This is a genomic window from Pseudomonas sp. SWRI154 (assembly GCF_014268645.1).
Lineage (GTDB): Bacteria > Pseudomonadota > Gammaproteobacteria > Pseudomonadales > Pseudomonadaceae > Aquipseudomonas > Aquipseudomonas marvdashtae.
Genome location: NZ_JABWQW010000018.1, coordinates 69,500 through 81,072 on the forward strand (window position 1 = coordinate 69,500; position 11,573 = coordinate 81,072).

At 60.8% G+C, this 11,573-nt stretch carries 10 protein-coding genes; 5 read left to right on the forward strand and 5 right to left on the reverse strand.

Annotation, left to right across the window (positions count from 1 at the left end; all coding sequences use genetic code 11):
• Positions 1–8: 8 nt before the first annotated feature.
• Together HU806_RS16980 and HU806_RS16985 are read right to left on the reverse strand one after the other, a co-directional pair.
• Positions 9–392 (reverse strand): PaaI family thioesterase, encoded by a 384-nt coding sequence (locus HU806_RS16980; RefSeq protein ID WP_186612581.1) that lies wholly within the window; start codon positions 390–392, stop codon positions 9–11.
• On the reverse strand, positions 392–2,716 hold the full coding sequence (locus HU806_RS16985) for a Tex family protein (protein ID WP_186612583.1): 2,325 nt from the start codon (positions 2,714–2,716) through the stop codon (positions 392–394). The genes HU806_RS16980 and HU806_RS16985 overlap by 1 nt, the downstream gene beginning before the upstream one ends.
• Positions 2,717–3,071: 355 nt before the next feature.
• Between HU806_RS16985 and ompR the strand changes: the two genes are divergently transcribed.
• Together ompR and HU806_RS16995 are read left to right on the forward strand one after the other, a co-directional pair.
• Positions 3,072–3,812, forward strand: a complete 741-nt coding sequence (gene ompR / locus HU806_RS16990) for an osmolarity response regulator transcription factor OmpR (RefSeq protein ID WP_003186825.1) — start codon at positions 3,072–3,074, stop codon at positions 3,810–3,812.
• Positions 3,813–3,919: 107 nt separating this feature from the next.
• A complete protein-coding gene (locus HU806_RS16995) occupies positions 3,920–5,233 on the forward strand; it encodes an ATP-binding protein (protein ID WP_186612585.1) in 1,314 nt (437 codons plus the stop codon).
• A gap of 98 nt (positions 5,234–5,331) precedes the next feature.
• Here the strand turns inward: HU806_RS16995 and rimK are convergent, their stop codons facing one another.
• Together rimK and rimB are read right to left on the reverse strand one after the other, a co-directional pair.
• Positions 5,332–6,237 carry a 30S ribosomal protein S6--L-glutamate ligase gene (rimK, locus tag HU806_RS17000; protein ID WP_003196697.1) on the reverse strand — a complete coding sequence of 302 codons (906 nt, stop codon included), beginning with the start codon at positions 6,235–6,237 and terminating at the stop codon, positions 5,332–5,334.
• The gene (gene rimB / locus HU806_RS17005; RefSeq protein WP_458132189.1) at positions 6,234–6,716 is read right to left on the reverse strand and encodes a retropepsin-like aspartic endopeptidase RimB; all 483 of its coding nucleotides are present in this window, start codon (positions 6,714–6,716) and stop codon (positions 6,234–6,236) included. Before rimB ends, rimK begins: the two co-directional genes overlap by 4 nt.
• A gap of 235 nt (positions 6,717–6,951) precedes the next feature.
• Here rimB and hslR point away from each other — a divergent pair, with 235 nt between their 5' ends.
• From hslR to HU806_RS17020, 3 genes are all read left to right on the forward strand, one after another.
• On the forward strand, positions 6,952–7,356 hold the full coding sequence (hslR, locus tag HU806_RS17010) for an Hsp15 family ribosome-associated heat shock protein (RefSeq protein WP_186612651.1): 405 nt from the start codon (positions 6,952–6,954) through the stop codon (positions 7,354–7,356).
• 240 nt (positions 7,357–7,596) lie between these two features.
• Positions 7,597–8,499, forward strand: a complete 903-nt coding sequence (gene hslO / locus HU806_RS17015; RefSeq protein WP_186612587.1) for an Hsp33 family molecular chaperone HslO — start codon at positions 7,597–7,599, stop codon at positions 8,497–8,499.
• A 178-nt stretch (positions 8,500–8,677) separates the two neighbouring features.
• Positions 8,678–10,222, forward strand: coding sequence for a phosphoenolpyruvate carboxykinase (locus HU806_RS17020; RefSeq protein ID WP_186612589.1), 1,545 nt, complete (start codon positions 8,678–8,680; stop codon positions 10,220–10,222).
• Positions 10,223–10,486: 264 nt separating this feature from the next.
• Here the strand turns inward: HU806_RS17020 and HU806_RS17025 are convergent, their stop codons facing one another.
• Positions 10,487–11,551 carry a S8 family peptidase gene (locus HU806_RS17025; protein ID WP_186612591.1) on the reverse strand — a complete coding sequence of 355 codons (1,065 nt, stop codon included), beginning with the start codon at positions 11,549–11,551 and terminating at the stop codon, positions 10,487–10,489.
• Positions 11,552–11,573: the final 22 nt, after the last annotated feature.

Below are 11,573 nucleotides of genomic sequence, written 5' to 3' on the forward strand. Positions count from 1 at the left end.
ACACCGAGCTATAGGACAGCGAACGTGCCTTGCGCTTTTGCGACCAGCTTGTCGCCTTGCATCACCTCGGCCTCGACCACCAGCGTGCGCCGCCCCGGGTGGATGACCCGGGCAGTGCACAGAACCTCGCCATCGGACACGGCGCGAATGTAGTTGATCTTGCATTCAATAGTCGCACTCTGCTGGTCAAAGCCATGGACGCTGGAGCAGGCCAGTCCCATGGCGATGTCCACCAGGCTGAACAACGCCCCGCCGTGCAGCTTGCCGCCACGGTTGCGCAACGGCGGCTCAAGGCTCAGGGCGACTTGCGCAACCCCGTCCCCAAGGCTTTGCAGGCGGCAACCGAGCAGCTTGAAAAAGGCGCTTTCCACTAACCCGGCCGGCGTGTCCATCAGCGTTTCTTCAATTGCTTGGCATTGGCGAACAGCGAGGCCATCGCGTTGTTGGCAGGAGCCGCCGTAGCGGTTTCCTTACGCGGCGCGGTGTTTTGTGACTGACGGGGCGTTGATCCCGGACGCGCACCGCGGGCACCGTCGACTTTCTCGCCCGGCGTGTCGCTCATGCGCATCGACAGGCCGACGCGTTTGCGCGGGATATCGACTTCCATGACCTTCACTTTCACCACATCACCGGCCTTCACCGCTTCGCGCGGGTCCTTGATGAACTTCTCGGACAGCGCCGAGATGTGTACCAGGCCGTCCTGATGCACACCGATGTCAACGAACGCGCCGAAGTTGGTGACGTTGGTCACCACGCCCTCGAGGATCATGCCCGGTTGCAAGTCCTTGAGGTCTTCGACGCCGTCCTGGAACTCGGCGGTCTTGAATTCAGGACGCGGGTCGCGACCCGGTTTTTCCAGTTCCTGCAGGATGTCGGTGACGGTCGGCAGGCCGAAGGTTTCGTCGGTGAATTTCTTCGGGTCCAGGCGCTTGAGGAACGCGGCGTCACCGATCAGCGAGCGAATGTCACGGTCGGTCTGGGCGGCGATGCGTTGCACCAGCGGGTAGGCTTCCGGGTGGACCGCCGAGGAATCGAGCGGGTTATCGCCGTTCATGACACGCAGGAACCCTGCGGCCTGTTCGAAGGTTTTCTCACCCAGGCGCGGCACTTTTTTCAGCGCGGCGCGGGTCTTGAACGCGCCGTGTTCGTCGCGGTGGGTGACGATGTTCTGCGCCAGCGTGGCGTTCAGGCCCGAAATGCGCGCCAACAGCGCCACCGAGGCGGTGTTCACGTCCACGCCCACGGCGTTCACGCAATCCTCCACAACCGCGTCCAGGCCGCGAGCCAGTTTCAGTTGGGAAACGTCGTGCTGGTACTGGCCGACCCCGATGGATTTCGGGTCGATCTTCACCAATTCCGCCAGCGGATCCTGCAAGCGACGGGCGATGGAAACCGCGCCACGGATCGACACGTCCAGGTCCGGAAATTCCTTGGAGGCCAGTTCCGACGCCGAGTAAACCGACGCGCCAGCCTCGGAAACCATGACCTTGGTCATTTTCATGGCCGGGTATTTCTTGATCAGCTCGGCGGCCAGCTTGTCGGTCTCGCGACTGGCGGTGCCGTTGCCGATGGCGATCAGATCCACCGAATGCTTGGCGCACAGGGCGGCAAGGATGGCGATGGTCTGGTCCCACTTGTTGTGGGGCACGTGGGGGTAGACCGTGGCGTGATCCAGCAGTTTGCCGGTGGAATCCACCACCGCCACTTTGCAACCGGTGCGCAGACCCGGGTCCAGGCCCAGCGTGGCGCGCGGGCCGGCCGGTGCGGCCAACAGCAGGTCGTGCAGGTTGTGGGCGAACACGTTGATCGCCTCGGTCTCGGCGTTGTCGCGCAATTCGCCCAGCAGGTCGGTTTCCAAGTGGGTGTAGAGCTTGACCTTCCAGGTCCAGCGCACCACTTCGGCCAGCCATTTGTCGGCGGCGCGGTTCTGGTTCTGGATGCCGAACTGTTGGCCGATCATGCCTTCGCACGGGTGCATGGTGCCGGGCAGTTCTTCGCCGACCTTCAGCGCGGAACTGAGGATGCCTTCGTTGCGACCCCGGAAAATCGCCAGGGCGCGGTGGGATGGCATGCTCTTGAGCGGCTCGTCGTGTTCGAAGTAGTCGCGGAACTTCGCGCCTTCCTCTTCTTTGCCGGCGATCACCCGGGCGCTGAGGATGGCTTCCTGTTTGAGGTAACTGCGCAGTTTTTCCAGCAGGTTGGCGTCTTCGGCGAAACGCTCCATGAGGATGTACTTGGCGCCTTCCAGCGCTGCCTTCACGTCCGCCACGCCTTTTTCGGCATCGACGAAGCGCGCGGCTTCGGTTTCCGGGGCCAGGGTCGGGTCGTTGAACAGGCCGTCGGCCAGCTCGCCGAGGCCGGCTTCCAGGGCGATCTGGCCCTTGGTGCGGCGTTTTTGCTTGTAGGGCAGGTACAAGTCTTCGAGACGGGTCTTGGTGTCGGCCAGCTTGATGTCGCGCTCAAGCTGCGGGGTCAGCTTGCCCTGTTCCTGGATGCTGGCCAGGATGCTGATGCGCCGTTCGTCGAGTTCTCGCAGGTAGCGCAGGCGCTCTTCCAGATGCCGCAATTGAGTGTCATCGAGGCTGCCGGTCACTTCTTTCCGGTAACGGGCGATGAAAGGCACCGTGGAGCCTTCATCGAGTAGCGCGACGGCCGCTTCGACCTGTTGTGGGCGTACACCGAGTTCCTCGGCGATGCGGCTGTTGATGCTGTCCATAAAACCACCTGACAAATTGTGAAATCAGGCTCGCCGCCACAGAACCGGGCTCGACGAGACTGGTTGAGCGGCCCTGGGGGCGCCGCTGCCTGGGTCAAGAGGCTGCCAATTGACCCGCTAAATTCAAAAAGTGCTGCCTGGCCAGAGGGGAAACTGCCGCACCGGTGTAACGATCCGGCACGTCCTGGCGCCAAAGGCCGCGCATTATAACCAGCGTTCCGCTGTTCGGGGGCGTCGTGAAACGTGCGCTTGATAGGAGGATCGCTGGAGATAGAGGAAAAATCTGCTAACAATGCACACGGTGCGTATAACGGCAGCTAAGCCATAATGCGCGCCAAGATCAAAGGAGCTTCCTATGAGCAGCACTGCACAAACTGCTGAAGGCGAAAAAATTCTGATTGTTGATGACGATCCAGGGCTGAGCAGCCTGTTGGAACGCTTTTTCGTCAGCAAGGGCTACCGCGCCCGCACCGTACCGAACACCGAGCAAATGGATCGGCTGCTGGCCCGTGAGGTTTTCAACCTCGTGGTCCTTGACCTGATGCTGCCCGGCGAAGACGGCTTGACAGCCTGCCGTCGCCTGCGCGGTGCCAACAACCAGATCCCGATCATCATGCTCACCGCCAAGGGCGACGAACTGAGTCGTATCAAAGGGCTGGAGTTGGGCGCCGACGATTACCTGGCCAAGCCTTTCAACCCTGATGAACTGATGGCTCGGGTCAAGGCGGTCTTGCGTCGCCAGTCGGCCCCGGTGCCAGGCGCGCCGGGCAGCGAAGACGAAAGCGTGACCTTCGGCGACTACGAGCTGTCGTTGGCCACTCGCGAGCTCAAGCGTGGTAACGAGATCCACATGCTCACCACCGGCGAATTCGCGGTGCTCAAGGCCCTGGTGATGAATGCGCGCCAGCCGCTGACCCGTGACAAGTTGATGAACCTGGCCCGCGGTCGCGAGTGGGATGCGCTGGAGCGCTCCATCGACGTGCAGATTTCCCGCCTGCGTCGGATGATCGAGCCCGACCCTTCCAAGCCGCGTTATATCCAGACCGTCTGGGGCGTAGGCTACGTGTTCGTGCCGGATGGCGCCGCCAGCAAGTGATCGGCGATTTGTAGGAGCGGGTGGCCTGGCTGGATATTTTCCAGGCGACTCGCGATCCGTCACTGTGCGAGCATCGCTCGCTCCTGCAAGTATGTAGCGGTTATTTCATGAAAACCCCTGTGTGGTTCCCCCAGAGTTTCTTCTCTCGCACCCTCTGGCTGGTGCTGATCGTCGTGCTTTTTTCCAAGGCGCTGACGTTGGTTTATCTGTTGATGAACGAGGACGTGCTGGTGGATCGCCAATACAGTCACGGCGTTGCCTTGACCTTGCGCGCCTACTGGGCAGCCGACGAAACCAATCGAGCGAAGATCGCAGAAGCGGCAACGTTGATCCGGGTCGTCGGTGCCGGCGTGCCGGAAGGGGAGCAGCACTGGCCGTACAGCGAGATCTATCAACGCCAGATGCAGGACGAACTGGGCGCCGATACCGAAGTGCGGCTGCGCATGCACTCGCCGCCGGCCTTGTGGGTGCGTGCCCCAAGCCTGGGGGACGGTTGGCTGAAAGTGCCGCTGTACCCTCATCCATTGCGCGGCCAGAAAATCTGGAACGTGCTTGGCTGGTTCCTCGCGATCGGCCTGTTATCAACCGCTTCGGCGTGGATCTTCGTCAGCCAGCTCAACCAGCCGTTGAAGCGCCTGGTCTACGCCGCTCGTCAACTGGGCCAGGGCCGAAGCGTACGGTTGCCGGTCAGCGATACGCCCAGCGAGATGACCGAGGTCTACCGCGCCTTCAATCAGATGGCGGAGGATGTCGAGCAGGCCGGGCGCGAGCGCGAGCTGATGCTCGCCGGCGTTTCCCATGACTTGCGCACGCCCTTGACCCGGTTACGACTGTCGCTGGAGCTGATGGGTGAGCATACCGACCTGACCGATGAAATGGTCCGCGATATCGAAGACATGGATGCGATTCTCGACCAGTTCCTGGCGTTTATTCGCGACGGTCGCGATGAGTCGGTGGAAGAAGTGGATCTCAGCGAACTGGTGCGGGAGGTGGCCGCGCCCTACAACCAGAACGAGGAAAAAGTCCACTTGCGCCTGGAACCGATCCAGCCGTTCCCGCTACGCCGCGTGTCGATGAAGCGTTTGCTGAACAACCTGATTGGCAACGCCCTGAATCACGCCGGCACCGGTGTGGAAGTCGCTGCCTATGTTTCTGGCGACACCAGCGCGCCTTACGTGGTGCTTAGCGTCATGGATCGAGGCGCCGGCATTGATCCGTCCGAACTGGAAGCCATTTTCAACCCGTTCACCCGCGGCGATCGTGCCCGGGGAGGGAAGGGCACCGGCCTGGGCCTGGCTATCGTCAAGCGCATTGCTTCGATGCATGGCGGTAACGTGGAGTTGCGCAACCGAGTCGGCGGCGGGCTGGAGGCTCGGGTGCGCTTGCCGTTGGGGTTGATGTTGCCCAGGGATGCGGTATAGAGGCAGCTACGAGTTATAAGTTGCAAGCTGCAAGCTGCAAGCTGCAAGCTGCAAGTTAAAGCGGTTCAGCATGCAGCTTGCGGCTCATAGCTGTTTCTTTAACCTTTTCCCTTGGTCCGGGTCATGTTCGGCCCGCCGTTCTTTTCCAGATGCTCGATGATGATCCCCGCCACGTTCTTGCTAGTGGTGGTCTCGATCCCTTCCAGTCCCGGCGAGGAGTTGACTTCCATCACCAGCGGCCCGTGATTGGAACGCAGGATGTCCACGCCCGCCACGGCCAGGCCCATGACTTTTGCTGCGCGCAGGGCGGTCATGCGTTCTTCCGGGGTAATCTTGATCAGGCTCGCGCTGCCGCCGCGATGCAGGTTGGAGCGAAACTCGCCTGGCTTGGCCTGGCGTTTCATCGAGGCGATGACCTTGTCACCGACCACGAAGCAGCGAATGTCCGCGCCACCGGCTTCCTTGATGTATTCCTGGACCATGATGTTCTGCTTGAGGCCCATGAACGCCTCGATCACCGATTCCGCCGCCGTCGCGGTCTCACAGAGGACCACGCCGATGCCCTGTGTGCCCTCCAACACCTTGATCACCAGCGGCGCGCCGTTGACCATCGCGATCAGGTCAGGAATGTCGTCGGGAGAGTGGGCAAAGCCGGTCACGGGCAAACCGATACCGCGCCGGGACAGCAATTGCAGAGAGCGCAGCTTGTCCCGGGAGCGGGCAATCGCGACGGACTCGTTGAGGGGAAACACGCCCATCATTTCGAACTGGCGCAATACCGCGCAGCCATAGAACGTCACGGATGCGCCGATGCGTGGAATCACCGCATCGAAGCCTTCCAGCGGTTTGCCGCGGTAATGGATCTGAGGCTTGTGGCTGGCAATGTTCATGTAGGCGCGCAGGGTATCGATCACCACCATTTCATGGCCACGTTCGGTCCCGGCTTCAACCAGGCGACGAGTGGAATACAGACGCGGATTTCGCGACAGCACAGCGATCTTCATGCAACACCTGTGGCAGAGGTAGTGGACGCCGGGAATGCCGGCTTGTCTTGAACGTATTTGATGCCTGGATTGACCACCAGTTGGCCGTCAATCAAGGCCTTGGAACCCAGCAACAGGCGATATCGCATGGATTTGCGGCAGGCCAGGGTGAACTCGACCCGCCAGAACCGATCGCCCAGCGCCAACGTGGTGCTGATCACGTAGCGGACCTGGGCGTGGCCGTTGGAACTCTTGATGGTCTTGCGCGCCACCAGTGGCGCTTCGCAGCGACGATGGCGCAACTGCACCACCGTCCCTAGGTGCGCGGTGAAACGCACCCATTTTTCACCGTCGCGCTCGAAGGGCTCGATGTCGGTGGCGTGCAGGCTGGAAGTGCTGGCGCCGGTGTCGATTTTTGCCCGCAAGCCAGCGACTCCCAGATCCGGGAGCGCCACCCATTCGCGCAGACCGACGACGGTCAGATGGTCAAAAGTCTTCAATAAAAACAACCTGCAATCGGCACATCGGATCGTGGGCCCGCGAATCGCGGTATTCACGCAGAATAATCACAAAATGGCGACAGTTATCTACACACATGTTTGCGCTTGTAACCGATACCGACCCTGGCCAAGCGCGTGGGCGGTTCGGGCGGGCATTCTATCTGTCTGATCGGATTCGTGCGCCCGACAAAAACGGTAGTACAGTTCTGGCTATTGGTTGGAAAGAGGAATGGCAGTGGCACAAAAAAACGAAGAGGACGACAAGGTTCGTCTCGATAAATGGCTGTGGGCGGCGCGATTCTATAAGACCCGTGCACTGGCCAAGGCGGCCATCGAAAGCGGTAAGGTTCATCATCGGGGCGAGCGTTGCAAGCCTGGCAAAGAGCCACGCATCGGTGATGAATTTGTCATCCGTACCGGGTTCGATGAGAAGACCGTGGTGGTCGAGGCCCTGTCGATCGTGCGTCGCGGCGCGCCAGAAGCGCAGGCGCTGTATCGGGAAACCGAAGCCAGTATCGCCAAGCGCGAAGCAGCGGCAGCACAACGCAAGGCCGGTGCCCTGGGCGTCAGCACCGATGGCAAGCCGAGCAAGAAGCAGCGCCGCGACCTGTTCAGGTTTCATGGCAGCAATAGCGAATAAGGCATCTGCCACACCGGTAACCCGTGGCGAGGGAGCTTGCTCCCGCTCGGTTGCGCAGCGACCGTAAGATTTTGGGGCCGCTGCGCAGCCCAGCGGGAGCAAGCTCCCTCGCCACAACAGCACTGCAAATGTGGATGGGCAGTCCTTCCCGTCAGGCAAAGTCATGCCTTGCTTGGAACCCACCCTGAATGCCCATAAAATGCCCGCCATCATTTGTCATCACCTCAGATACCAGACCCTATGACTGATTTACCGGATACCGACTACACCCAGCGTTTCATCTTCGATGACAGCGATGCCCGTGGCGAATTGGTGGCGCTGGAGCGTAGTTACGCCGAAGTCCTCGCCAAGCACCCCTATCCGGAGCCGGTCGCGCAAATGCTCGGCGAACTGATGGCGGCGGCGGCGTTGCTGGTGGGTACCTTGAAATTCGATGGCTTGCTGATTCTCCAGGCCCGTTCCGAAGGCCCGGTGCCGTTGTTGATGATTGAATGCTCCAGCGAGCGCCAGATCCGTGGCCTGGCGCGTTATCACGCCGAGCAGATCGCCCCCGACGCGACGCTGGCCGACATGATGCCCAACGGCGTGCTGGCCTTGACGGTCGACCCGACCCAAGGCCAGCGCTACCAAGGCATCGTCGATCTCGACGGGGCGACGTTAGCCGATTGCTTCACCAACTATTTCGTCATGTCCCAACAGACCAACACCCGTTTCTGGCTCTACGCCGACGGCCGGCGCGCCCGTGGTCTGCTGCTGCAGCAACTGCCCGCCGACCGCATCCGAGATCCGGAAGAACGCGACGCCAGCTGGCAGCACGTTACCGCTCTGGCCAGCACCTTGAGCGCCGATGAATTGCTGGGCCTGGACAACGAAACCATCCTCCATCGCCTCTACCACGAAGAGCAGGTACGCCTGTTCGATGGTCAGCCGTTGCGCTTCGAATGCAGTTGCTCTCGTGAACGTTCCGCTAATGCGCTGGTCAGTCTGGGTCTGGAAGATGCGCAGCAACTCGTGATCGAGCATGGCGGGGCCATCGAAGTCGATTGCCAGTTTTGCAATGAGCGCTACCTGTTCGACGCGGCGGACATTACGCAATTGTTCGCTGGGGCGGGTGTCGACACACCGTCAGATACTCGTCACTAAAACGGTTCAGCGCAGGTAAATCTCCTAGCAAACGCCGGTTTTACGCCGTACTGACGGGAGGGCCCTACTTTTTTTGGGCTTTTCTGGCATAATCCGGCCCACTTTTTTCGGGTAGTAGTGCGCGACTTCCTACTACAAAACGTTTGGAGCACTCGGCCACGGGCCGACGGGGAATCTCATGACGCAAGCCAATAACGCCGTGTACACCGATCTGAGTGTCGATGATCTGGTCAAAGAAGCCCTGAATCGCGGTGAAGGCGAGCTTGCCGATACTGGCGCGCTGGTTGTTCGTACCGGTCATCGTACCGGCCGTTCGCCGGTTGACCGTTTCATCGTGGAAGAGCCGACCACCCAGGACGCCATTGCCTGGGGCCCGATCAACCGCAAGTTCCCGGCCGACAAGTTCGACGCCCTGTGGAACCGCGTCGAAGCCTACCTGGGCGAGCGCGAGCGTTTTGTCTCCCACGTGCATGTAGGGTCCGATCCTGCGCACTACCTGCCGGTCAAGATGACCACCGAGACGGCCTGGCACAACCTGTTCGGCCGTTGCCTGTTCATCAACCCCGAGCAATACAACGCCGGCGGCAAGGACGAGTGGCAGATCCTCAACGCACCGAACTTCGTCTGCGAGCCTGAGCGTGACGGCACCAATTCCGATGGCACCGTGATCATCAATTTCGCGGCCAAGAAGGTGCTGATCGCCGGCATGCGCTACGCCGGTGAAATGAAGAAAGCCCTGTTCTCCGTACAGAACTTCCTGTTGCCCGCTGTCGACGTGCTGCCAATGCACTGCGCCGCGAACATGGGCGAAGACGGCGACGTGACCCTGTTCTTCGGTCTGTCGGGCACCGGCAAGACCACCCTGTCCGCAGACGAAAGCCGTTACCTGATCGGCGACGATGAACACGGCTGGGGCGTGGGTGTGGTCTTCAACATCGAAGGCGGCTGCTATGCAAAGTGCATCGACTTGTCCGAGAAGAACGAGCCGGTCATCTGGAAAGCCATCCAGCACGGCGCCGTACTGGAAAACGTCGTCCTCGACCCGGTCACCAAGAAAGCCGACTACGCCGACGACAGCCTGACCCAGAACAGCCGCGCTGCCTACCCGCGTGAGCTGATCGAAAAGCGCGCACCGAAAAACCTCGGTGGCGAGCCAAACGCGGTAATCTTCCTGACCTGCGACCTGACCGGTGTACTGCCGCCCGTGTCGATCCTCAGCGAAGAGCAAGCCGCCTACCACTTCCTGTCCGGCTACACCGCACTGGTGGGCTCGACCGAAATGGGCTCGGGCAGCGGCATCAAGTCGACCTTCTCCACCTGCTTCGGTGCCCCGTTCTTCCCGCGTCCAGCCGGTGAATACGCTGAGCTGCTGATCAAGCGTATCCGTGGTTTCGGCTCCAAGGTCTATCTGGTCAACACCGGTTGGACCGGCGGCGGCTACGGTGTCGGCAAGCGCTTCAACATCCCGACCACCCGTGCGGTGATCGCGGCGATCCAGAGCGGCGCGCTGATCGGTGCTGAAACCGAACACCTGGACATCATTAACCTGGACGTGCCGCTGGCTGTTCCAGGCGTCGAGACTGGCCTGCTGAACCCACGCAACACCTGGGCCGACAAGGCTGCCTACGACGAAGCGGCCAAGGCATTGGCCGGTCTGTTCATCGAGAACTTCAAGAAGTTCGAAGTGAGCGACGCGATCAAGGCGGCGGGTCCGCAGTTGTAGGGTTTGATTGCTGAAATGAAAAGCCGCCCTGTATCAGGCTGTGTGAAAATCTAGCAGTCTGCGCGGCACTCAAAGAAAATGCTCCGTATCGAAAGATACGGAGCATTTTTCGTTATGGCCTGCATAAAAGTCATCAAGAGGATGGCTTATGGCTTCCGGGACAAGGCCTATTTCTTCTTGAAAATCAAGGCCGCCTTCCCCGGAAAACCGTGAAGAGCCAAAATTCAGGGGGATCGCTGCTCATTGAAAAAGAAAAGGAAATAGTCAGTCAACCATTGACCCTGGAACTCGCCGCGAAGCCGCCTCAAGGTCCATCAATCCTCGGCCATAGGCTTCGCTGTTGGCATAGATACCTGTGCGGTTGGTTGTCGCCAGCAGGTGTTCGCGCACTTGCTGTGGGCTGAGTTGTGGATAGCGGCTTTGCAGGGCCGCCAAGGCGCCACTGACCAGGGCTGCGGCCGGGGAGGTGCCGGCGGTTTGCACGTAATGGCCATCCTTGCCCACCGTGAGTAAGCCTGCCTCCACGCCGGCATCGCCCCCGGGTACAGCGATACACCAGGCAGCCGCGACGCCGCAATAGTTGGATTTTGCGTTAATGGCACTGCCGTCGTTTTTCAATGCGACGACCGCGATCCAGCCTTTTTCCAGTTCAGGTAATGCCAGCGGCAATCCCGGTTCGGCCAGGGGTTCTCGCTTGAGTTCGTTGCCGGTCGGGAAGACAAACACCGCACCCTCCGAGACTAGCCTTCGGGCGACGGCCAGGGCGTCGGGCATCACTTGGTTGTAGCGCGCCTCATTGATTTCGGTGGCGGGGATGGCGTTGGCCCACGAGTTGTTGAACAGACGGGCGCCCTTCTCGAAGCCGCTTTGCCAGGACTGCGCGATCTCGCTGTCGAAAAAGAAGGGTTCGTTGTCATCGCCAAAGCGAAAAGGGATCAGCCGGGCATTGAACGCGATGCCATGCATGCCCTGGTTGTCCTTGTTGGCGGCGAGTATGCCGGCCATTTGCGTGCCATGACCGACGCGGTCAACCGTGCCGGGACGGTTCTCGACGTAATCGAATCCCGGATCACTCAGTCGGCCTTCGAATTCCTTCAGGTCGGCGCTGAGCCCCGAGTCGATCAGCGCCACGGTCACGTCCTGGCCCGTGCCGCCGCGTGCATACAATGCCGAAGCCTTGACCACGGCCAAGCCTCGTTGCGCGTGATATTCCGGGCTCTCGAACACAGCCGGTTCCTCGACGGGTCGTTCGGGAATGGACAGGCAACCGACCAGCAGTGAGGCCGAGGTTATCGCCAGGGCGCGTAGCGCGGAAATTGGGTATGGCATCGTTCGTTCCTTGAACATCGTC